This window comes from Nocardioides sp. (genome assembly GCF_030150155.1).
Lineage (GTDB): Bacteria > Actinomycetota > Actinomycetes > Propionibacteriales > Nocardioidaceae > Nocardioides.
Genome location: NZ_JASLGR010000044.1, coordinates 54,207 through 75,851, shown reverse-complemented (window position 1 = coordinate 75,851; position 21,645 = coordinate 54,207). Strand labels below are relative to the sequence as shown.

General features: G+C 71.6%; 20 protein-coding genes. 19 read left to right on the top strand and 1 reads right to left on the bottom strand.

The window, feature by feature from the left end; translation table 11 throughout:
* The first annotated feature begins 85 nt into the window (after positions 1 to 85).
* From Q1V88_RS14000 to Q1V88_RS13910, 19 genes are all read left to right on the top strand, one after another.
* Complete coding sequence (locus Q1V88_RS14000; RefSeq protein ID WP_300681906.1) at positions 86 to 883, top strand: class II aldolase/adducin family protein; 798 nt, start codon at positions 86 to 88, stop codon at positions 881 to 883.
* 62 nt (positions 884 to 945) lie between these two features.
* A complete protein-coding gene (locus Q1V88_RS13995; RefSeq protein ID WP_300681905.1) occupies positions 946 to 2,073 on the top strand; it encodes an alpha-hydroxy acid oxidase in 1,128 nt (375 codons plus the stop codon).
* Positions 2,070 to 3,059, top strand: a complete 990-nt coding sequence (locus Q1V88_RS13990; RefSeq protein ID WP_300681904.1) for a D-2-hydroxyacid dehydrogenase — start codon at positions 2,070 to 2,072, stop codon at positions 3,057 to 3,059. Before Q1V88_RS13995 ends, Q1V88_RS13990 begins: the two co-directional genes overlap by 4 nt.
* Before the next feature lie 37 nt (positions 3,060 to 3,096).
* Positions 3,097 to 3,621: a hypothetical protein gene (locus Q1V88_RS13985; RefSeq protein ID WP_300681903.1), complete on the top strand. Its 525-nt coding sequence runs from the start codon at positions 3,097 to 3,099 to the stop codon at positions 3,619 to 3,621.
* A 185-nt stretch (positions 3,622 to 3,806) separates the two neighbouring features.
* On the top strand, positions 3,807 to 4,691 hold the full coding sequence (locus Q1V88_RS13980; protein WP_300681902.1) for a VOC family protein: 885 nt from the start codon (positions 3,807 to 3,809) through the stop codon (positions 4,689 to 4,691).
* 11 nt (positions 4,692 to 4,702) lie between these two features.
* Positions 4,703 to 5,884 carry an acyl-CoA dehydrogenase family protein gene (locus Q1V88_RS13975; protein ID WP_300681901.1) on the top strand — a complete coding sequence of 394 codons (1,182 nt, stop codon included), beginning with the start codon at positions 4,703 to 4,705 and terminating at the stop codon, positions 5,882 to 5,884.
* A gap of 96 nt (positions 5,885 to 5,980) precedes the next feature.
* On the top strand, positions 5,981 to 7,000 hold the full coding sequence (locus tag Q1V88_RS13970; RefSeq protein WP_300681900.1) for a sugar ABC transporter substrate-binding protein: 1,020 nt from the start codon (positions 5,981 to 5,983) through the stop codon (positions 6,998 to 7,000).
* Positions 6,997 to 8,025 carry an ABC transporter permease gene (locus tag Q1V88_RS13965; RefSeq protein WP_300681899.1) on the top strand — a complete coding sequence of 343 codons (1,029 nt, stop codon included), beginning with the start codon at positions 6,997 to 6,999 and terminating at the stop codon, positions 8,023 to 8,025. Before Q1V88_RS13970 ends, Q1V88_RS13965 begins: the two co-directional genes overlap by 4 nt.
* The gene (locus Q1V88_RS13960; RefSeq protein ID WP_300681898.1) at positions 8,022 to 9,503 is read left to right on the top strand and encodes a sugar ABC transporter ATP-binding protein; all 1,482 of its coding nucleotides are present in this window, start codon (positions 8,022 to 8,024) and stop codon (positions 9,501 to 9,503) included. Before Q1V88_RS13965 ends, Q1V88_RS13960 begins: the two co-directional genes overlap by 4 nt.
* A 26-nt stretch (positions 9,504 to 9,529) precedes the next feature.
* Positions 9,530 to 10,393, top strand: coding sequence for an alpha/beta fold hydrolase (locus tag Q1V88_RS13955; protein ID WP_300681897.1), 864 nt, complete (start codon positions 9,530 to 9,532; stop codon positions 10,391 to 10,393).
* Between the two features lie 14 nt (positions 10,394 to 10,407).
* On the top strand, positions 10,408 to 11,250 hold the full coding sequence (locus tag Q1V88_RS13950; protein ID WP_300681896.1) for an alpha/beta fold hydrolase: 843 nt from the start codon (positions 10,408 to 10,410) through the stop codon (positions 11,248 to 11,250).
* A gap of 22 nt (positions 11,251 to 11,272) precedes the next feature.
* Positions 11,273 to 12,523 (top strand): amidohydrolase family protein, encoded by a 1,251-nt coding sequence (locus Q1V88_RS13945; protein WP_300681895.1) that lies wholly within the window; start codon positions 11,273 to 11,275, stop codon positions 12,521 to 12,523.
* A 162-nt stretch (positions 12,524 to 12,685) separates the two neighbouring features.
* Entirely contained in the window at positions 12,686 to 13,513 is an 828-nt protein-coding gene (locus Q1V88_RS13940; RefSeq protein WP_300681894.1) for an amidohydrolase family protein, read from the top strand.
* A 95-nt stretch (positions 13,514 to 13,608) separates the two neighbouring features.
* Positions 13,609 to 14,406 carry a DUF4328 domain-containing protein gene (locus Q1V88_RS13935; RefSeq protein WP_300681893.1) on the top strand — a complete coding sequence of 266 codons (798 nt, stop codon included), beginning with the start codon at positions 13,609 to 13,611 and terminating at the stop codon, positions 14,404 to 14,406.
* Positions 14,407 to 14,518: 112 nt separating this feature from the next.
* Positions 14,519 to 15,355, top strand: coding sequence for an IclR family transcriptional regulator (locus Q1V88_RS13930; protein ID WP_300681892.1), 837 nt, complete (start codon positions 14,519 to 14,521; stop codon positions 15,353 to 15,355).
* Between the two features lie 29 nt (positions 15,356 to 15,384).
* Complete coding sequence (locus tag Q1V88_RS13925) at positions 15,385 to 15,891, top strand: nuclear transport factor 2 family protein (RefSeq protein WP_300681891.1); 507 nt, start codon at positions 15,385 to 15,387, stop codon at positions 15,889 to 15,891.
* Positions 15,888 to 16,727: an SDR family NAD(P)-dependent oxidoreductase gene (locus tag Q1V88_RS13920; RefSeq protein ID WP_300681890.1), complete on the top strand. Its 840-nt coding sequence runs from the start codon at positions 15,888 to 15,890 to the stop codon at positions 16,725 to 16,727. Before Q1V88_RS13925 ends, Q1V88_RS13920 begins: the two co-directional genes overlap by 4 nt.
* 104 nt (positions 16,728 to 16,831) lie before the next feature.
* Positions 16,832 to 17,470: a PaaI family thioesterase gene (locus tag Q1V88_RS13915; protein ID WP_300681889.1), complete on the top strand. Its 639-nt coding sequence runs from the start codon at positions 16,832 to 16,834 to the stop codon at positions 17,468 to 17,470.
* Positions 17,467 to 19,056 carry a carboxyl transferase domain-containing protein gene (locus Q1V88_RS13910; protein ID WP_300681888.1) on the top strand — a complete coding sequence of 530 codons (1,590 nt, stop codon included), beginning with the start codon at positions 17,467 to 17,469 and terminating at the stop codon, positions 19,054 to 19,056. Before Q1V88_RS13915 ends, Q1V88_RS13910 begins: the two co-directional genes overlap by 4 nt.
* Before the next feature lie 77 nt (positions 19,057 to 19,133).
* Here the strand turns inward: Q1V88_RS13910 and Q1V88_RS13905 are convergent, their stop codons facing one another.
* Positions 19,134 to 21,539: a sialidase family protein gene (locus Q1V88_RS13905; protein WP_300681887.1), complete on the bottom strand. Its 2,406-nt coding sequence runs from the start codon at positions 21,537 to 21,539 to the stop codon at positions 19,134 to 19,136.
* Positions 21,540 to 21,645: the final 106 nt, after the last annotated feature.

Here is a 21,645-nt window from a genome sequence, read left to right as displayed (position 1 = left end):
CCCTGCTCGTCCGGCGTCCCGCCACTCCTCGCCACCCTCTCGCCACCCCCCCCCATGCTCCGCCATCCCGTCCCCAGGAGGAACCATGCAGCTGTCAGCCGTCGACCCCACCGAGGCCGAGCCCCGCAAGGGCGGCCTGGAGGTGTGGGCCCCGTCGGTGATGCCGCCCGTGATCCGCGGCCAGCTCACCGACGAGCAGACCCTCGCCCTCTCGTTCCGGGTGCTCGCCCACGAGGGCTTCTCGGAGAACATGGCCGGTCACATCACCTGGCAGCGCCCCGGCCAGACCGAGATGCTGGTCAACCCGTGGGGACTGTGGTGGGACGAGGTCAGCGCCTCGGACATGTGCGTCGTGGACGAGGACGCCCGCGTGGTCAGCGGCCACTGGGACGTCACCCCGGCCATCCACATCCACACCGAGCTGCACCGTCGCCGCGCCGACGCCCGGGTCGTGGTGCACAACCACCCCTACTACGTCTGCGTCCTGGCCGCCCTCGGACGGCTCCCCGAGCTGGTGCACCAGACCGGCTCGATGTACCTCGACGACATGGTCATGGTCGAGGAGTACGACGGCGAGATCGACACCCCGCTGCTCGCCCAGGAGCTCGCCGAGCGGATCGGTGACGCCAAGGTCGCGGTCCTGGCCAACCACGGCGTCATCGTGACCGGTGCCAACCCGATCGAGGCCACCTACCGGGCCGCCTCCTTCGAGCGTGCCTGCAAGCTGGCGTACGACGTCCTCGTCTCCGGCCACGAGCCGCTGAAGCTGCGTCGCTCGGCGATGATCGGGATGAAGGCGTCGCTGTTGGAGCGCGCCGCCGAGGTCTACTGGGGTGGTGCCGTGCGGCGCCTGCTCCGGACGGAGCCGGAGGTGCTGGGCTGAACGCCCGGCGGCGCGCCGCCCGGATCTCCTCGGTCGAGCACGCCCGGCAGTGGGCACGCCGGGTGCTGCCCGCTGCCGTCTACGACGTCGTCGACGGCGCTGCCGAGCGCGAGGTCACCGCGGCCCGCAACGTGGACGCCTTCGGCGAGCTGGTCTGGCGCCAGCCGGTCGGGGTCGCCGTCGACACGGTCGACACCCGCACCACGCTCTTCGGTCGGACCCTGGCCGCGCCGCTGCTCACCGCCCCGTGCGGTCTCGTCGGGGCCTCCCACCCCGACGCCGAGCCGGGCGTCTTCAGGGCCGCCGCCGAGCGCGGGCTGGGCGCCGTGCTCTCGACCACCGCGACCCGGTCCCTGGAGCAGGTCGCGCGCGAGGGCGGCCACCCGCACGGCTGGTTCCAGTGCTACTTCGCCGGGGGCCGCGCCGGTGCCGAGCAGCTGCTCGCCCGCGCCCGGTCGGCCGGCTACGAGGGCCTGGTGCTGACCCTGGACACCCCGGTGGCCGGCGTACGGCATCGGGATGCGCGCCACGGTCTGAGCCTGCCGATGACGTACTCGCCCGCCGCGATGGCACGGCTGGCACCGCAGGTGCTGGCCCGACCGCGCTGGGCCGCCCGGGTGGCACGCCACCCGTCCACCCTCGGGATCGGCAACCGGGTGCACGGCCTGCCCGACGGCGGGATGGGCACGCTCTTCGACCAGCCCCCGACGTGGGCGGACCTGGCCTGGATCCGCGAGGCCTGGGACGGGCCGATCCTGGTCAAGGGGATCACCCTGCCCGACGATGCCTACCGCGCCGTCGCCGCCGGTGCCGACGGCGTGATCGTCTCCAACCACGGCGGGCGCCAGCTCGACGGGGCACCGGCCACGCTGCGCGCGCTGCCGGTGATCCGGTCCGTGGTCGCCGGCGCCGTCCCGGTGCTGTTCGACGGCGGCATCCGTTCGGGGGCCGACATCGCGCGGGCGATCGCGCTCGGCGCCGACGCCGTCCTGGTCGGGCGGCCCTACCTCTACGGCGTCGCCGTGGCCGGCGAGTACGGCGCCGCCCGCGTGCTCGACCTGCTGTGCTGTGAGCTGGAGCAGACCATGCGGCTGCTCGGCGCCCCCGACCTGGCCGCGCTGCGCGAGGTCCCGATCGGCTGGGGTGCCCGGTACGACGACACGACGATGGACGAGGAGTGGTGGCGATGACCCGGCGGATCCTGGTGACCGAGCCCCTGATGGGGCCGCGACGGCCGCGCTCGGCCCTGCTGCGCGAGCGCCTGGAGCGTGAGTTCGAGGGCTGGAGCGTCGACGGCGTCGAGCAGCTCACCGCGGACTACCGCTGGGAGGAGGTCGAGGCGCTGGCCTGCTACGCCTTCCCGCCGGTCGCGGTGGAGCGGCTCTCCGGGCTGCGGCTGCTGCAGTCGGTCAGCACCGGCGTCGAGCACCTCCCGCTGGAGGGGCTGCGCGCCCACGGCACCCGGATCTGCAACGCCGCCGGCACCTCGGCCGCCGAGATCGCCGAGTTCGTGCTGGGCCGGATCCTCGAGGACGCCAAGCGGTTCGACGAGATCCGGGCCGCCCAGCACGAGCACCGCTGGGAGCACCTCTACGGTGAGTCGCTGCGCGGTGCCGAGCTGGTGCTGGTCGGCTTCGGGGCGCTCAACCAGCGTGTCGCCGAGCTGGCCGCGGTGCTGGGCATGGTGGTGCGCGTCGTACGCCGAGCACCGGGCGGCGACCTGCCGCCGGGGGTGGTCGAGCAGTGCGGCGTCGACCAGCTGCCCCGGCTCGCCGCCGCGGTGCGCTACCTGGTCTCGGCGGTGCCGCAGACGCCGGAGACCACCGCCCTGATCGACGCGGCCGTGATCGACGCCCTGCCGGCCGGAGCTCTGCTGATCAACGTCGGTCGGGGCAACGCGGTGGACGGTCCGGCGCTGCGCCGGGCCTGCGCCGCCGGCCGGATCCGGGCCGCGCTCGACGTCTTCGAGACCGAGCCGCTGCCACCGGAGAGCCCGTGGTGGACCGCGCCGGGAGTGCGTGTCTCGGCGCACTGCTCCAGCGTCCCCGACGCGGCCCTGGTGCAGGTCGAGGAGCTCCTCGTGCAGAACCTGCACCGGGTGCTGGCGGGGCAGGCGCCGCTGCACCAGGTGGCGGGCCCCGACTCGTCCTCCGCGGCGGCGACCTCCGCCCCGTGACCGCCGACCGAACAACCCCCCAACCAGGAGTGATCCCATGAGCATGACCAACGCCGTCTCCAGTGGCATCGAGGCCTACCAGCTCGGCCGCACCTTCGAGGTGATGCCGATCCCGATGATCCCCGAGCACTGCGTCGAGGTGCCGGCGGGCCCGGTGACCTTCGTGGTCGAGTCCCGCAACCTCTCCGACGAGGCGATCAACACCAACGCCGTGGACCGTGGCCGTCCCGACCAGACCTTCGACACCGGCATCGACGACGGCGGTGCCTGCGTGCACGTGCTGGAGACCGAGGGCGGCGCTGAGTGGCTGCGCTTCGACTGCTTCGACAACGAGCCGCACTACCACTACGTGCGCAACACCGAGCAGACCAACCAGGTGATCCGGTTCGACCAGTTCGCCGAGGGCGACCCGGAGGCCTGGACGCTGGCACGGCTGCGCTCGAACCTGCCGGCGATGCTCAGCTACGCCGGGGCAGGGGAGCTGGCCGGTCTGGTCGAGCGCGCCGACCTGCGGGAGGCGATCGACGAGGTCGCCGCGGTGCTGCGCCGGCTGCACGCCTGAACCACCTCCGCTGCAACAAATCGGACTGAATCTTCAAGAAGATATTGAAGTATTCGGCTCCGGCTCCTAGGGTGAGACCCAGGTCACATCCCCGAGGCACTAGGCGCCCAGGCCGACCTTTGCTCGTGCTACGGGGCGTTTTGCGCCCAAAATAATCTACTAGAAGATTTGAAGGATCGATCGAGATGAAGATTCACTCTCTGGGCTACCTGGTGGTCAGCAGCACGGACCTCGCCGCCTGGCGCACGTTCGGCACCGAGATCCTCGGCCTGGTCGTCGGCGCCACCGACGACGCCGAGCAGCTGTGGCTGCGCGCCGACGAGCGCGTGCACCGCGTCATCGTCGAGGCCGGTGCCACCGACGAGGTCGCCGCGATCGGCTGGGAGCTGCGCAACGACGTCGAGTTCGAGGCCCTGCTGGCCGACCTCGACGCCGCCGGCGTCGCCTACGAGCGCGTCGAGGGCCTGGCCCAGCGCCGCGCCGTGGAGGAGCTCGTCCGGGTGATCGACCCGGCCGGCTACGTCCTGGAGTTCTTCTGGGGCCACCAGGTCGCCCAGGCGCCGTTCTCCTCGGCGTACGCGCCGGCCGGCTTCAAGACCGGCGACCAGGGCCTGGGCCACGTGGTGCTGGCCTGCGCCCCGTTCGAGGAGTCCAACCGCTTCTACCGCCGCACCCTCGGCTTCGGCCTGACCGACTTCGCCGACATGGGCGGCACGCCCGGTCACTTCCTGCACACCAACAGCCGCCACCACAGCCTCGCGCTGATCGGCTGCGACAAGAACGCCTGGTTCGTCAAGGGCGGCCTGATCCACCTGATGGTCGAGCTCAACTCGCCCCAGGACGTCGGCCGTGCCCACGACCGCGCCCAGGCCGCCGGCATCGAGTTCTTCGAGACCATCGGGCAGCACGCCAACGACCAGATGTTCTCGTTCTACGTGAACTCGCCGGCCGGCTTCCCGATCGAGGTCGGCTCCGGGGCGATCGAGGTCGACCCGGCCAGCCACACCTCCGTCAACATCCCCTTCCCGGACATGTGGGGCCACCAGGTCCTCGGTCTGCCCGAGCAGTGAGCGAGACAGCCATGACGACCACCACCTCCGTGCTGGAGAACCTGGAGAAGATCAAGGGCCGCATCACCGAGCTCTCCGAGGAGGCCGAGCGGCTCGGTCGCCTGCCCGACGAGACCGTCGAGCTGGTCAAGAGCACCGGCCTGACCCGGATGATGCAGCCCAAGGAGTACGGCGGCCTGGAGTCCACCCCCACCGAGTACATCGAGGCAGTGATGGCGGCCGGCGCGCTGGGCTGCTCCGCGGCCGGCTGGGTCGGCGGCGTCGTCGGCCTGCACCCGTGGGAGGTCGGCGTGATGGACCCGCGCGTCCAGGAGGAGGTGTGGGGGACCGATCAGGACACCTGGATCGCGTCGCCGTACGTCGCTCTGGGGCGCGCCAAGCGGGTCGAGGGCGGCTTCCGCTTCAGCGGGCGCTGGACCTTCTCCTCGGGCAGCGACCACGCCGACTGGGTCCACCTCGGTGGCCTGATCGAGGACGAGAACGGCCAGACCACGCCCGGCACCGACCACCACTTCCTGATCCCGCGCAGCGACTTCCAGATCGTGCCGGACTCGTGGAACACCGTCGGCCTCAAGGGCACCGGCTCCAACGACATCGTGGTCGACGACGCCTTCGTGCCGTCCTACCGCGTGCTGGAGTACGCCACCGTCGTGGACGGCACCGCCGCCGCCGCGGTCGGCAAGGGCGACAACCCGCTCTACGCGATGCCGTGGTTCACCCTGTTCGGCAACGCCGTCTCGGCCACCGTGGTCGGGATCTGCGAGGGCGCGCTGGCCGCGACCGTCGACTACCAGCGTGAGCGTGCCGACGTCTTCGGCACCCGGATCACCTCGGACTCCTTCACCCTGCCCAGCATCGCCGAGGCGGCCAGCGAGATCCGTGCCAGCCGGCTCCAGATCCTGGACAACGTCTCCCAGGTCTACGACGTCCTGCTCGCCGGAGGCACTCCCTCCTTCGAGCTGCGCGCCGCCTCCCGCCGTGACCAGGTCCGCGCCAGCTGGCGTGCGGTGGCCGCGGTGGACCAGCTCTTCGCCCGCACCGGCGGTAACGCCATCCGGGCCGACAAGCCGCTCCAGCGGCTGTGGCGCGACGCCCACGCGGGCCTCAACCACGCGGTCAACATGCCCGGTCCGACGTACCAGACGGCGGCCCTGGCCCTGATGGGGATCCAGCCCGAGGGCGCGCTCCTCTGACGCACCGGCGATCTCGGAACGCCAACGACCCGACCGGCCACTCCGGTCGGGTCCCCCTACCGGGCCCTGCCCGCACACTCTGAGGAGGAACGAACGATGAACAGCATTTCCCGTACCGCCGTGCGACTGGTGGCCGGTGCCTCGGTCGCCGGACTCGCGCTCAGCGTCGCCGCCTGTGGCAGCGACTCGTCCAAGGCAGGGGAGGGCACGACGAGCTCCGGCGTCCGGATGGCCTTCGTCAACGGCTTCTCCGGCGGCGGTCCGGTCGACGACTTCATCGCCGGGATGACCTGCTACGCCGACCAGCACCACCTCTCCGCCCCGGTCACCACCGTGGCCGACGGCGACGTCAACAAGCAGCTCAACGACATCGACAGCCTGATCGCCCGCTCGGGCAAGATCGACGGCCTCTTCGTGATGCCGGTCGACCCCGCCGCCCTCAAGCCGGCCTACAAGCGCGCCATCGACGCCAAGATGGCCGTGATCGACCCGGTCTCGCCCAACGCCGACGGGACCTACGCCACCGACGCCTCCAGCCACGTCGCTCCCGACGACGCCGGTGTCCCGCAGATGCTGGTCGACTACCTGACCAAGCAGGCCACCGGGGTCAAGCGCGTCGCGGTGCTCTCCCCGCCGCCGGGCCAGCCGATGTCGGACCTGCGCGCCCAGGCGTTCAAGGAGAAGGCAGCGGCCGCCGGCATCGAGGTCGCCCGGGTGATCAACCTGGACAAGATCACCACCGAGGCCGCCCAGACCAAGGTCGAGGACCTCCTCACCAGCGACCCGAACATCGACGCGATCTTCGCCCAGAACGGCGCGATGGCCCGCGGTGCCGCCCTGGCCGCCAAGAGCCAGGGCAAGCAGCTCACCGTGATCTCGATCGACTCCGACGCCGAGACGCTGGCCGCGGTCAAGGCCGGCGAGATCAACGCCTCCTTCGGTGCCGACCTGTTCACCGTCGGCTACCTCGGCAGCGTCCAGGCGCAGAAGGTCAAGGACGGCGAGAAGGTCGACTTCGTCTCGGTGCCCTACACGAGGTACACCAAGGACAACGCCACCGTGCCGAGCAACACCGAGCGCTGCGCGACCGCCACGAAGGGGTCGAACGCGTCGTGACCAGCGTTCTCAACCCCGTGCCGGGGACGGCGCCGGAGGTCACCTCCGCGCCGTCTCGGGCGGCCCACCGCCTCGAGCTGCTGCGCAAGGCACCGCCGTGGACCGGCATCGCCGTGCTGGTGGTCGTCATGTTCGTCTTCATGTCGGTGACCAACGACTCGTTCTTCACCTACACGAACCTCAACAACGTGATGCGGGGCGCGGTCGTCTCGCTCCTGCTCGCCATCGGGACGACGTACGTCATCACCGTCGGCATGATCGATCTCTCGCTCGCCTCCCTGATGGCGCTCAACACCGTGATCCTGCTCGGCGGCATCCAGGCCGGGCTGCCGGTGCCGCTCGCGGTGCTGGTCGTGATCCTCGCCTCGGCCGCCCTCGGCGGCCTGGTCAACGGACTGCTGATCGCGAAGTTCCAGCTCTTCTTCATGGTCGTGACCCTCGGCACGATGTCGGTCTTCCGGGCGATCGCCCAGCTCAAGACCAACGGCAACTCGGTCCAGCTCTCCGACGAGAAGGGCTTCGGCTTCGTGGCCTGGCTCGGTGACGGCACCGTCGGCTCGGTCTCGGTGCCGGTCGTGCTGGCCCTGCTCCTGCTGGTCGGCTCGATGCTGCTGATGCGGTACACCACCCTGGGCCGCAGCCTGATGGCCGTCGGCGGCAACCCGGAGGCGGCTCGGATCGCCGGCATCCCGGTGGAGCGGGTGCAGATGGCGGCGTTCGCCCTCAACGGCTTCTTCGTCGGCATCGCCGCCCTGGTGATGGCCGGCCGGATCCAGGCCGCCTCGCCGTCGATCGGCACCGGCATGGAGCTCGAGGTGATCGCCGCGGTGCTGCTCGGTGGCTCCTCCTTCATGGGCGGCAACAGCACGTTCTTCGGCACCTTCGTCGGCGTCGTCTTCGTCTCGCTGCTGGCCAACGTGCTCAACCTCCTGGAGGTGCAGATGTTCTGGCAGGGCCTGGTCACCGGCGTCGTGCTGATCGTCGCCGTCGGGATCGACCGGATGCGCTCGCGAGGCAGAGCATGAGCACCCCCGCCCTCCGGCTCGCCGGCGTGCGCAAGACGTACGGCGGCACGGTCGCCCTCGCCGACCTCTCCTTCGAGGTCGCGCCGGGGGAGGTCCGTGGCCTGATCGGTGAGAACGGCTCGGGCAAGAGCACCGCGATGAAGGTGATCTCGGGCCAGATCACCCCCGACCGCGGCGAGGTCGCCGTGGCCGGGCGGGCCCTGGCCGGTGGCGACGCCCACGCCCGGCTGAACGCCGGTGTCGGCGTCGTGATGCAGGACCCGATGCTGTGCGAGGACCTGACCGTGGCCGAGAACCTGGCCCTGGGCCGGGTCGGGCGCCGCGGCCTGGTCTCGTGGCCCCGGCTGGTCCGTCAGGCCGCCGAGGTGCTCGACCGGGCCGGGCTCGACATCGACCCGACCGCCCGGATCCGGGAGCTGTCCCAGGACGACCGGCACATGGTCGAGGTGGCCCGGGTGCTGGCCTGGGACTGCCAGGTGATCGGGTTCGACGAGACCACCGCCTCGCTCACCGAGGACTACGTGGCACGTCTTTTCGACGTGATGAGGGGCCTGCGCGACAACGGCGCCGCGCAGGTCTTCATCAGCCACCGGATCCCCGAGGTGCTGGAGATCTGCGACTCCGTCACGGTGCTGCGCGACGGCGAGTTCGTCGCCACCGTGCAGACCGCCGAGACCAGCGAGGCCGAGCTGATCGAGCTCCTCGTCGGGCGCACCATCGACGCCGCCTACCGGCGCGACCCCGCCCCGACCGGCGACGTCGTGATCCAGGCCCGCGGCCTGCTCCCCACCGGGGCCCGCGAGCCGCTGGACCTGACCGTCCGGGCCGGCGAGGTCGTCGGCATCGGCGGTCTGGTCGGCAGCGGACGCTCCGAGGTGCTGGAGTCGATCTACGGCCTGATCGGGCGCGAGGGCGAGGTCGAGATCGCCGGTCAGCGGCTGCCGCGCCTGCGTCCCCGTACGGCGATCGCGTCGGGGCTCGGCCTGGTCCCCGAGGACCGACGCACCCGCGGTCTGGCGATGGAGCAGAGCGTGCGGGCCAACGCCTCGGCCGTCCAGCACGGCGCGAAGCCGCTGCTCAGCGGCGTACGGGAGCAGGCATCGGACTCCCTGATGGACCTGCTGCGGGCCAAACTGCAGCTCAAGGCACCCGACGACCTCGCCCCGGTCTCGACCCTGTCGGGCGGCAACCAGCAGAAGATCGTGCTGGGTCGCTGGCTCGACCACAACCCGCGCGGACTGCTGCTCGACGAGCCCACCCGCGGCATCGACATCGGCGCCAAGCAGGACATCTACCGCCTGATCGACGAGGCCGCGGCCGAGGGGATGGGCGTGCTGCTGGTCTCCTCGGAGCTGCCCGAGCTGATCGGTCTGTGCGACCGGATCCTGATCATGCGCGAGGGCGCCCTCGTCGCCGAGTTCACCGGCGACGTCACCGAGGTCGAGCTGATGGCCGCCGCTGCCGGCCACGCCGACTGACCATCCACCGAACCGAAGGAGACCACGTGTCCGACACGGACCTGAGCTACACCGCCACCACCCGCCGAGCCGAGCTCGACGGGCTGGGCATCCACTACAACGAGGCGGGGGAGGGACCGGTCTGCGTGCTGCTGCACGGCGCCGGCCCCGGCGTCTCGGGCTGGGCCAACTTCGCGGACTCGCTGCCGGCCTTCGCCCAGCACTTCCGGACCCTGATCGTCGACCAGCCCGGCTTCGGCGCCAGCGACGGCCGCGACTTCGAGGGCGACTACTTCTCCCACAGCGCCCGCACCCTGGCGGCGCTGCTCGACCACCTCGGCATCGAGAAGGCCCACCTGGTCGGCAACTCCCTTGGTGGCGGCACCGCGGCCCGGTTCGCCCTGGACTTCCCCGACCGCGCCGACCGGCTCGCCCTGATGGGTCCCGGCGGCATGACCACCCGGATGTTCACCCCCGAGCCGACCCTGGGCCACACCCGGCTCTACGACTTCAACGCGCCGCCCGGACCGAGCGTGGACAAGCTCGAGGTCTTCATGAAGGGGATGGTCTTCGACCCGTCCTACGTCACCGACGAGATGATCGCCGACCGGTTCGAGCGCTCCCAGCGCCCCGAGGCGGCGGTGAACTTCGAGCGGATGCGGGTCAGCTTCCTCTCCGGCGAGGGCCTGACCCGTGGCCAGCTGTGGCGCGAGGCCGCGCAGCTGACCCACGAGACCCTGATGATCTGGGGCCGCGAGGACCTGGTCAACCCGTACGACGGTGGCCTGTTCGCGTTCTCCCAGATGCCGAACGCGAGCTTCCACGTGATGTCCCGCTGCGGTCACTGGGCCCAGACCGAGCGCGCCCGGGAGTTCAACCGGGTCGTGATCGGCCACCTCCTGGACGCGTGAGCGGAGGCTGCCCGATGACGCTCATGCTGACCTCCTCCGGCGTCGGCCGGCTGGTGACGACGGAGAACGGGCTGCGCGGACGCGAGCTCGGCACCGGCGACCCGGTGGTGGTGCTGCACGGCTTCTCCCCGGGCAGCGACTCCGCCGCCGAGTTCGCCGACCAGGTCGAGACCCTGGCGCGCGGCTTCCGGGTGGTGATGCTCGACCTGCCCGGCTTCGGTCTCTCGGCCGACCTGCCGATCGTGGCGGACTACCTGCACGACGCTGTCGACCGGCTGGTGGCGAGCCTGGACGAGCTCGGGATCGAGCAGACCGCCGTGCTGGCCTCCTCCCTGGGCGGCTGGGTGAGCCTGCAGGCAGCGCTCAGCCACCCCGACCGGTTCGGCCGGCTGGCGCTGACTGCGCCGGGGATCTTGTCGATCAACTCCGCCGGTGCCCGCCCGGCCGAGGGCGCCCGGGCACTGTCGGCGTTCCTGGCCCGACCCTCGGCCCCGGGGATGCTGGCCTGGCTGGAGACCCAGGTCGCCGACCCGTCCACGATCACCGACCACGAGCTCGAGGTCGAGCTGGCGCGGGCGATGGTGCCCGGCGCGATCGCCCGGCTCAAGGCGGTCGCACGCACCTTCGACGGCTGGGAGCAGGAGTCGGCGCTGTGGATGCAGTGCTGGCGGATCACCCAGCCGGTGCAGCTGCTGTGGGGCCGCGAGAACCGCGACTTCCTGCTCGACGGCGCCCTGTACGGCGCCCGCCGGATGCCCCGGGCCGACGTGATCGCCCTGTCGGGCTGCGGTGCGCGGCCCCACCGAGAGCGGCCGGGCGACGTCACCCGGCTGGTCACCGACTTCCTTACCTCGTGAACACCCCAACGAAAGGCACATCATGGCTGACATCGAAGAGCTGACCCGGAACACCAGCTTCACCAACGCGGTGAAGGGGAAGGTGACCTTCCTGCCCGAGCCGGACAAGGCGGATCGGAAGTTCCCGCTGATCTCGGCCGACGACCACATGGTCGAGCCGCCGAACACCTTCGAGGGCCGGATGCCGGCCAAGTACGTCGACCTCGCCCCGCACGTCGTGGAGAAGGACGGCGCCGACGTGTGGATCTACGACGGCAAGGAGCTGCCCAACGTCGGCTTCAACGCCGTCGTGGGCCGCCCGATCGACGAGTGGGGCTTCGAGCCCGCCCGCTTCACCGACATGCGTCGCGGCTCGTGGGACATCGACCACCGGATCAAGGACATGGACCTGTCGGGCGTCTACGCCTCGCTGTGCTTCCCGTCGTTCCTGGCCGGCTTCGGCGGCGTCCGCCTGCAGCAGACCACCAAGGACCCCGAGCTCGCCCTGGCCGCCGTGCGCGCCTGGAACCAGTGGAACATCGAGGAGTGGTCGGGTGCCTACCCGGACCGGATGATCCCGTGCCAGCTGCCCTTCATGCTCGACCCGAAGATCGGGGCCGAGGAGATCTACAAGAACGCCGAGAAGGGGTTCAAGGCGGTCACCTTCTCCGAGGCGCCGCACCTGCAGGGCTTCCCGTCGATGCACTCGGGGCACTGGGACCCGATCATGCGCGCGTGCGAGGAGACCGGCACGGTGATCAACCTGCACATCGGCTCCTCGGGCACCTCCCCGTCGACCTCCGAGGACGCCCCGGCCGACGTGGTCGGCGTGCTCTTCTTCGCCTACGCCATCCACGCCACCGTGGACTGGCTCTACTCCAAGCTGCCGGTGAAATTCCCCGACCTCAAGATCTGCATGTCCGAGGGCGGCATCGGCTGGGTGCCCGCCCTGCTCGACCGACTCGACCACATGGCGACGTACCACGAGATGTACGGCACCTGGGACGGCATCGACCTCACCCCGGCCGAGGTGCTGCAGCGGAACTTCTACTTCTGCGCTGTGGAGGATCCGTCGACGTTCGCCCTGCTCGACCGGATCGGCGTCGACCACGTGATGGTCGAGGAGGACTACCCGCACTCGGACTCGCTGTGGCCGCGCACCCAGGCCGTCGTCGGGGAGTCCGTCCGTGGGCTGAGCGCGGAGAACATCCGCAAGGTCACCTGGGAGAACGCGTCGAAGCTCTACCGGCACCCGGTGCCCGAGTCGGTCATCGCCGACCCGAACTCGTTCTGAGCACGAACTGACGACATCTGATCGGGCACGCCTGCCGGGCGTGCCCGATCAGTAGGATGTGGCGCGCGTCACACTCTTGATGTGGTCATGGTGGGACACCGCAGAGCCGAGGTGGCACCTGCGGCGAACGAGGAGGAACCGGTGCGGGTCATTGACACTCATGTGCGTCTCGTCGATGTGACGGGCGCGGACTGGCGGACCGAGCGCGAGCTGATGCTCAACCGCCATCGCGACGGCGCGGTGGGCTGCACCGGCGCCGACTGCGTCTACGCCGCCCATCGCGACGGCCGGGTCGACTCCTTCGTCCACGTGTCGAAGGCCAAGGTCCGCGCCACCTGCGTCGAGGAGGCGGCCTGGGTCGAGGAGATCGCGCAGCTGCACGACCTCGACCTGGTGATGATCGCCGGGATCGACCCGGGTCGCGGCGGAGCCGAGATCCTCGCCGACCTGGAGGAGCTCGGCGCCTCGGAGTCCTTCCGCGGCGTCCGGATGCCGCTGGGTGTGCCGGCCTACCTGCCGTTCGTCGACGGCCTGCTGGAGTGGCTGGCCGAACGCGAGCTCGTCGTCGAGATCTCCCCGCTGGCCGAGCAGGTCGCCGGCTGGGTCAAGGCGCTGGAGCGTCACCCCGAGATCGTCTCGGTGGTCGGGTACGACGGTTGGGTGATCGAGCCGCGAGGTGCGGTCACCGACGAGTGGCGCCGTGCGTTCTCGACGTACGCCGACGGCAACGTCGACCGCTGGCAGGTCACCCTGCCGCACGACGGACGTGTGGCCGCGGTGACCTGGCCCAAGCTCCAGCCGTGGCTCGAGACGGCCGCGGAGATCCTCGGCTGGGAGCGCCTGATGTTCGCCTCCACCCTGCCGCTGGAGACCTCGGCGATGCAGTACCCGCGCCTGCTGGCGGGCATCGAGGAGATGCTGGCCGGGGTCAGCGAGGAGGACCGGGAGCGGTTCTGGAGCGAGAACGCGGCAGCGGCGTACCGGATGTGATCAGCGGTTGGCCCAGATGCGCTCCTGAGGGGGTCTCGGGCCCCTAGGATTCGGGTGGCCGGCGCGGCGCCGGCCACCTGAACGACAGGACGAACGTGACTGCCCCTGCCAACTGGTATCCCGACCCCACTGTTCCGGGAGGCCTGCGTTACTGGGACGGTCGGCAGTGGACCGACCACGTCGCCCAGCCCGAGGGCGGTGCCCCGGCGGCCTACGGTGCCTGGCCGGCGATGCAGCCCGGCGGGCCCGCCCTGGCCCCGGTGCGTGAGTACCGCCGCGTCCGGGTCCCCGGCCTGCTGGCGCTGGCCGGGATGGGGCTGGTGGCGCTGATGCAGGTCCTCGGTGCGGCCGTGGCGCCCTCGTCGCTGCGCCGGCTGGGCACCGAGATCCTGGTCGGCGGCGACCCGTACGCCACCTTCACCCTGCTCGACGTGGTCAACTTCGTCCGGCTCCTGGTGATGGCCGGCACCGTGGCGGCCTGCTGTGTCTGGCTGTGGGGCGTGCGCCGCAATGCCGAGGCGCTGCGGCCTGGAGCCGTCCATGCCCGGTCGCGGAACTGGACCTGGGCGGGCTGGCTGGTCCCGGTGGTCTCGCTCTGGTTCCCCTACCAGTGCGTGCGCGACGTGCTGCGTGCGACCGGCCGTCCCGGCTGGGGCGGCGTCGGCTGGTGGTGGACGGCGTTCCTGGTGATGTCGTTCGCGACGGTGCTGCCCGAGCTCGTCGCCGAGCCGTTCGGCAGCGCCAGCGAGGTCGCCGACCGGGGTTCGGCCGTCGCCATCCTGTACGTCGTCACCGCGGTGTTGACCGCCGTCCAGGCGCTCGTGCTCGCCCGGGTGATGCGGCGGATCGACCAGGACCAGACCGCTGCGGCGAAGGCCGACGCTCCGCTCTGATCTGCCCCGCGCCGGTGGGAGGAACCCGCCGACTATGCCTAGCAAGAGTGTTATCTTTCGGCATATAGCGATCGCGAGGGCGAGCTCGTGGCGGGGCCGAGGAGGACAGCGGATGGTGGCAACGAAGCCGGAGCAGCTCGACGCGGCACCGCCGCCGTCGATGATCGACCGGATGACCTCGATCCTGGACGCCTTCGACGGTCCTGAGGCCCACCTCCTGCTGGAGACCGTCTGCGAGCGCACCGGCCTGGCCCGGTCCACGGCCCACCGGATCCTCGACCACCTGATCAAGCTGGCCTGGGTGGAGCGCGACGAGCCGGGCTACCGGCTCGGCTCCCGGACCCGGGCCCTGGCCGCCTGCGACCACGACCAGCTCGACCTCCGGGCCGCCTCGGCGCCGATCCTGCACGAGCTCGCCCTGCGGACCGGGATGGTCGTCCACCTCGCGGTCCTCGACGGCGCCGAGGTGAGCTACCTGGACAAGGTCGGCGGCCGGCAGGCGGTCACGATCCCGTCCCAGGTCGGCGGCCGGATGCCGGCCCATGCCACCGCGCTGGGCAAGGCGATGCTGGCCGTGCTGCCCGCCGAGGAGGTCGACGAACGCGTCGCCGGTGCCCTGGACCGCCCCACCGCACGCACCATCGGCGTGCGCGAGCAGCTCCACCTGGAGCTGCACCGGATCCGCACCCGCAACGGCCTGGCCTTCGAGCGAGGCGAGTGCCTGGACCGGATCTCGTGCGTCGCCGGGGCCCTGGACACCCGGCGCGGGATGGTCGCCGCGCTCTCGCTGACTGGTGACCGGCGGGCGCCGCTGGAGCAGGTCGCCCCGCTGCTGCACGCCGCGGTCCAGCATGTCTCACAGGCGGTCGCGTCCACCCGGACCAGCTGCCGTGGGGCCCACCCACGCCCCGCCCTGCACCTGGTCCCGGCCACCCTGGGCCGGGCGTGAACGACGTACCCCTGGAGAGGACCCACCCGATGAGCGCACCAGCCCAGCCGAGCCTGGAGGAGCGGATCGCCCGACTGGAGGCGATCGAGGCGATCCGTCAGCTCAAGCACCGCTACCTGCGGGCGTGCGACCTCAAGGAGCCCGACACCTTCCGGGAGTGCTTCGTCGCCCACGGCGCCACCGTCGACTACGGGCCACGGATCGGGAGGTTCGAGGACGCCGACGGCATCGCCGCCGTCTTCGCGAAGATCGCCCTGGAGCGGGTCGACGGGGAGCTCGTCATCTTCGACATGCACCACGGCCTGCACCCCGACATCGAGGTCGAGTCCGACACCCGGGCGACCGGACGCTGGACCCTGCGCTTCCGTCAGGTCGACCGCCGTGCGGGCACCGAGCGGGTGAGTGCGATCGAGTACGACGACACCTACGTCGTCGAGGACGGGCGCTGGCGGATCCAGACCTGCCTGGTCCGCACGCTCTGGACGCTGGTCACCCCACTGCCCGAGGGCCACCAGATCATCGAGACGCTCTCATGAGCGCCACCCGGGTCGCCCTCGTCACCGGCGCCTCCCGCGGCGTCGGCCAGGGCATCGCCGTCGGCCTGGCGGAGTCGGGCTGGACCATCCACGTCACCAGCCGCGACACCGACCGGCTGGTCACCACCCTGGAGCGGATCGAGGCCGCCGGTGGGGTCGGGATCGGGCACGCCTGCGAGCACACCGACGACGCCGACATCGACCGGGTGGTCGCCGACGTCTGGGACGCAGCAGGCCGGATCGACCTGCTGGTCAACAACGCCTGGGCCGGACCGCGGATGAACCACGCCCACCCCGAACGGTTCTGGGAGCGACCGCGCTCGGACTGGGAGACCCTGATCGGGGTCGGCCTGCGAGCGCACTGGTCGGCCAGCCATGCGGTCGCACCACTGATGGTGGGGCAGGGCTCCGGGGTGATCGTCAACGTCTCCTCCATCGGTGCCCGGGCCTACCTGCACTCGGTGCTCTACGGCATCTCCAAGGCCGGCCTGGACAAGATGACCTTCGACATGGCCGCCGAGCTGCAGCCCTTCGGGGTGAGCGCGGTGTCGCTGTGGCCCGGCCTGGTCCGTACCGAGCAGCTTCTGGCCAGCGGGGTACGCGACATCGCCGGGGTCCCCGTCGACGACGCCGAGACCCCCGAGCTCCAGGGTCGGGTGCTGGCCGCGCTGCTGGCCGACCCGGCCCTGGCCGAGCGGACCGGCACCGCGGTGATCACCGCCGAGCTGGCTGCCGAGTACGGCCTCACCGAGCCCGGTGGGGCACGGCCGGTCTCGCCGCGGCTGATGTTCGGCGGTGGGCCGCTCTACGACCCGCTGCCCGCGCTGCCCGGCTGAGCCCGACCTGGCGCGCTTCCGATCAGCGGGAGCGCGCGGGTCGGCGTACCGCTGCGGGCCTAGCGTCCGCCGTAGTCATTCATCACCCCTGTGGAGGAACCCCCGTGTCGATCGTCCTGGAAACCGCCGACCCCGCCGACGCCCCGACCCTGTCCGGGTTGATCGAGGAGGCGCGGGCGATGGTCCTGGCCGCAGGCACCACCGACGTCGACGAGGCCGAGCTGGCCGCCGTCACCGCCGAGCTGGCGGCACTGCGTGGGCGGCTGGCCGCCGCGACCCGGCCGCGGGTGATCCGGGCACCGTTCGACTCCCCGGGCGCCGCGGTGGCCGAGGGCCGTCCGTTCCGGCTGGCGGCGATGAACCCGTTCGGCATCCCGCTGGAGGTCCACTTCGACGCCGACGGTGACGGCGCCCAGGCCGACTTCTGCGCCGACGCCCGGCACGAGGGACCGCGCGAGCACCTGCACGGCGGGCTGTCGGCCTGGCTGATGGACTGCATCCTCGGCATCGTGATCCAGTCCAAGGGCCGCCGGGCCTACACCGCCAACCTGGACGTCACCTACCGCCGTCGTACGCCGCTCGACGTGCCGCTCCGGCTCGGCTCCCGGATCACCCGGGTCGAGGGTCGCAAGACCTGGATGGAGGGCTGGATCGAGTGCGACGGCGAGCGCACCGTGACCGCCACCGGGCTCTTCATCGAGGCGCTTCCGACGCCGGCCGAGGTGGCGGCCTCGCCGTCGTGACCACTCCGCGCGCTGCCGACAGCGCTGCCGACGGCGCAGCCGGCTCCGAGGCCGTCGAGAACCGCGACGGCTGGACGGGCCTGCTCGCCGACCTCGCCGTACGCCGTGAGGCCGGTGCCGCGATGGGCGGGGCCGCGAAGGTGGCCCGTCGGGCCGCTGCGGCGACGGCGGCCGGCCAGCACGGGCGGCTCGACGCCCGGAGCCGGATCGCGGCGCTGTGCGACCCGGGCAGCTTCGTCGAGCTCGGCGTCCTGGCCGGCACCGAGGGGCACGCCGCCGACGGGTTCGTCGCCGGTCAGGGCCTGGTCGCGGGCCGCCCGGTCTACGTCGGCGCCGAGGACGTCACCGTCGCCGGTGGCTCGATCGGCACCGCCGGAGCGACCAAGCGCGCCCGGATCCTTCACCTCGCCGGGAGGGAGCGGGTGCCCGTCGTGCTGATCCTGGAGGGTGCCGGGCATCGCGCCACCAACGCCCTCACCCCGCACCGACCCGCACCCAACGACCTGCAGGCGATGGTGGACCTGGCCGGACTGGTCCCCGTGGTCGTGCTGGTAGCCGGTCCTGCCGCCGGGCACAGTGCGCTGGCGGCACCACTGGCCGATCACGTGATCCTGGTCGACCCGGCCGGCTGCCTGTTCTCCGCCGGACCACCGCTGGTGACGGCCGCGACGGGGGAGCAGGTCACCAAGGAGGCGCTGGGCGGTGCCGCGGTGCACGCCGAGGCCTCCGGGGTGGTGCACCAGGTGGTCGGCAGCGATGCCGACGGGGTCGCCGCGGTGGCGCGCTACCTGTCCTACCTGCCCTCGAGTGCCTGGCAGTGGCCGCCGGTGGCCGGCGACTCTCGTGATGTCGGGCCTCGCTCGCTCGACCGGCTGCTGGAGATCATCCCGCCCAACCCACGACGGCCCTACGACATGCGCGCGGTCCTGGCCGAGCTGGTCGATGCGGGCTCGCTGTACGAGCTGGCGCCGGCGTACGGCACCGCGATGCTCACCGCCCTGGGGCGCCTGGGTGGGGAGCCGGTCGCGATCGTGGCGAACCAGCCTGCGGTCCGGGGCGGCGCGATCGACGTCGACGCCGCCGAGAAGGGCGCCCGCTTCGTCGAGCGGGCCGCCGCCTTCCACCTGCCGTTGATCCAGCTCGCCGACAACCCGGGGGTGCTGGCCGGATCGGCCTCCGAGCGGGCCGGGATCCTGCGCTCGGGTGCCCGGATGTTCGCCGCGCAGCACCGTGCCGCCGGGCCGAAGATCCACGTCACGCTGCGCAAGGCGTTCGGGTTCGGCAGCTCGATCATGGGGCAGAACGCCTTCGGGGGGCAGAGCCTGTCGCTGGCGTTCCCCGGCGTCACCCTGGGCGGGATCCCGGCGGGCGTCGGAGCCGCGACCTCGGGGGCCGACGACGCTACCCGGGACGCGTTGGTCTCCGCCCAGGCCTCCGGGCCGTGGCAGCTCGCCGCCACCGCGACGTACGACGACATCATCGACCCCCGCGAGCTGCGCACCGCTCTGCTCGACGGTCTGCGGACGCTGGGCTCACGCCGGGCCGCGGCACCGGAGCCGGTGAGTCGGGTGGGGTACCTGCCCTGACGTGCCACGGCTTTCGCGAGGAGACGTAGGACGGGGCCGGCCGCCTGAGCGACCGACCCCGGCCTGTCAGCGTGCCGTCACTGCACGGTGAGCGTCACCGGCGCAGCGGTGTAGCCCTCCGAGACCGCCTTCGTGCCGTTGGCCGCGGTGGCCACGACCCGGAAGGTGTCGGCCTTGCCGGCGCTGATCTCGCTGGCGGTGAGGGTGTGCACCACCGTCGCCGTCGTCGAGGCACCGGCCGCCAGGGTGGTGGTCGAGAGCCCCGCGACGCCGGCGAGGCCGGTGACCGTGACGTTGCCGGTGTTCTTCACCGTCACCGTGTAGGTCACGGTGTCGCCGACGCTGGCGTAGCCGTCCCCGTCCACGTCGGTCACGGTGCCGGCGGGGATGGCGAGGGTGAGGGCGGGCTTGCGGACCAGCAGGTCGACCTCGTCACCGGTGATCGTGTAGTTCTGCGTGGTCGCCCCGGTGCCGGTCACCTGCCACACCGTGCTCGGCACGAAGAAGCCCTGGGCCACCTCGTCCGCGGTCACGGTGTGCTTCGGCGTCGCGCACAGGTAGTCGGCCCCGACCGCCAGCGACAGGTAGCGGCAGTTGCCCGTGCCCGAGGGCACGAACGGGGAGAGGTTCCCCGAGACCGGCACGACCGCCTCGGCGATGTTGCCCGCGGAGTAGACCCGGAAGGCGTACGGCACGGTGCTGCCGGCGGCGTACGGGCTGGTGGCGAGGTTGACCCCGGAGTCGTAGCGCTGACCGAAGATCCGCGCCCCGACGATGGAGCTGGTCGCCCCGCCCGTGACCGTCGCCGTCGACGTCATCGCGATCGTCGAGGTGCCGGTGGTGTAGGTGAACGGCACCGAGACGGTGCCGGCCTTGAGGTACGACGGCGAGGTGAGGCTCAGCGACACCGTCGTGGAGGCACCCGGAGCCAGCGCCGGTACGGCGACCGACGGAGCGCTCCAGTCGAGCTTCTCGCCCAGCGCCACGGTGCCCGCGGCCAGGGTGACGGAGTCCTTGTTGGTCACCGTCACCGAGACCGTGCCGGTGCCGCCGTTGGCCAGCGAGACCGCCGAGGCGGTGGCGGTGGCGCAGACCGGGCTCAGCCAGGCGGCGTCGAACTTCGCGAACGTGATCGCGTTGCTGTCGCCCTCGTAGAGCAGGCCGAAGGTGCCGTCGTCCAGGGCGGTCAGGGTCGAGTACGACATCGCGCCCGACTTGAACTGGCGCGACGTGCTCCAGGTGGTGCCGTCGTCGCAGGAGTAGCGCACCGTGCCGTTGACCCGGCTCGACGTGGAGGCGGCGTTGGAGAAGAGCAGCTTCTTCGCGTCGACCGACCCCTGCGCGGCGTCGGGGTACATCCGGGTGATGCCGGCGTTGTTGGTCGGGTCGATCAGGGTGGTGTCCGACGTGACCGCGCCCCAGGTCTGGCCGCCGTCGGTGGAGCGGGCCACCTTGCGGTAGCCGCTGCCGGCGTGGTCGCGGACGTTGAGCATCACGGTGCCGTCGGAGAGCTCGACGACCTTGTTCTCGTCCATCCCGGTGCCGACCGGGGTGCCCATCTGCCACGACGCGCCGTGGTCGTCGGAGTAGACGCTGTAGGCCTGGATCGCGGTCGAGCCGCTGGGCTGGACGATGGTGCCGGCGAACTGCTGGATGAGACGGCCCGCGTGGGCGCCGTACTGCAGCTGGATGCCTTCCCCGGAGGTGGCGAACTCGCCGTAGACGCCGCCGACGTTGGCGACCCCGTTGACGGTCGAGCCGACCGGCTTGACCGTGCTGGTGATCAGCGGGCCGGCGAACCCGGCGTAGGTGCTGCCGGCGGCGTACGACGTCGGCGTGGGCAGTGCGGGCTGGCGGGTCGGATCGGTGGACCAGGTCAGGCCGCCGTCGGTGGAGACCGAGACCTCGGTGCTGATCACCTGGCGGTTGGTGTCGTCGTTGCCCAGCGCCGAGCCGTTGAACCCCTGGTCCTTGGAGTAGACGTGGAAGTTGAAGACGGTGCCGGTCTGGTGGTCCACAACGTAGCTCGGGTCGGAGAAGCCGTAGGCGAGTCCGTCGGTGCCCGAGGTGCCGGCGACCTGGCCGCGGGCGATGTACGTCGGCGGGCCCCAGGTCGCTCCGTTGTCGGTGGAGCGGCGCTGGATGATCGAGTTCGGGGCCGGGGAGTCGCCGCCGTTGGGCCTGCCGTCGTACGCCGCGAGCACCACGCCGTTGCCGACGTTGGCCAGGGCGACGATCCGGTAGTACTTGCCCAGGGTGGCATCCAGGGCGTTGTCGCCGTTGCTGGCCAGCAGCGTGCTGGTGTAGCTGCCCGGGGCCGAGGTCGGCGTGGTGGTGGTCGGGAACGGGGTGACGTCGGCGTGGGCCGGGGCAGCGACGGTGGAGGTGATCGCTGCCAGGGCCAGGGCGCCGATGCCGGCGGCGGTGACGGCGGTGCGCCGTCGCTGCCGGGTGGGGGACGGGAACGCTGGGGACTGGGACAAGGCTCTTCCTTTCAACACGCACGGGTTGGAAGGGCTCGGCTCTACGCAACAGATCCGAGACCAGACATCAGATGTCCGATGTTGAACCTAGTGTGACCTGCGTTAC

Excerpts from the sequence above, each read along its gene's own strand:
- Q1V88_RS13960 (WP_300681898.1), top strand. The coding sequence starts at position 8,022 with ATGAGCACCCCCGCCCTCCGGCTCGCCGGCGTGCGCAAGACGTACGGC.
- Q1V88_RS13985 (WP_300681903.1), top strand. The coding sequence starts at position 3,097 with ATGAGCATGACCAACGCCGTCTCCAGTGGCATCGAGGCCTACCAGCTC.
- Q1V88_RS14000 (WP_300681906.1), top strand. The coding sequence starts at position 86 with ATGCAGCTGTCAGCCGTCGACCCCACCGAGGCCGAGCCCCGCAAGGGC.
- Q1V88_RS13950 (WP_300681896.1), top strand. The coding sequence starts at position 10,408 with ATGACGCTCATGCTGACCTCCTCCGGCGTCGGCCGGCTGGTGACGACG.
- Q1V88_RS13990 (WP_300681904.1), top strand. The coding sequence starts at position 2,070 with ATGACCCGGCGGATCCTGGTGACCGAGCCCCTGATGGGGCCGCGACGG.
- Q1V88_RS13930 (WP_300681892.1), top strand. The coding sequence starts at position 14,519 with ATGGTGGCAACGAAGCCGGAGCAGCTCGACGCGGCACCGCCGCCGTCG.
- Q1V88_RS13945 (WP_300681895.1), top strand. The coding sequence starts at position 11,273 with ATGGCTGACATCGAAGAGCTGACCCGGAACACCAGCTTCACCAACGCG.
- Q1V88_RS13975 (WP_300681901.1), top strand. The coding sequence starts at position 4,703 with ATGACGACCACCACCTCCGTGCTGGAGAACCTGGAGAAGATCAAGGGC.
- Q1V88_RS13925 (WP_300681891.1), top strand. The coding sequence starts at position 15,385 with ATGAGCGCACCAGCCCAGCCGAGCCTGGAGGAGCGGATCGCCCGACTG.
- Q1V88_RS13980 (WP_300681902.1), top strand. The coding sequence starts at position 3,807 with ATGAAGATTCACTCTCTGGGCTACCTGGTGGTCAGCAGCACGGACCTC.
- Q1V88_RS13970 (WP_300681900.1), top strand. The coding sequence starts at position 5,981 with ATGAACAGCATTTCCCGTACCGCCGTGCGACTGGTGGCCGGTGCCTCG.
- Q1V88_RS13920 (WP_300681890.1), top strand. The coding sequence starts at position 15,888 with ATGAGCGCCACCCGGGTCGCCCTCGTCACCGGCGCCTCCCGCGGCGTC.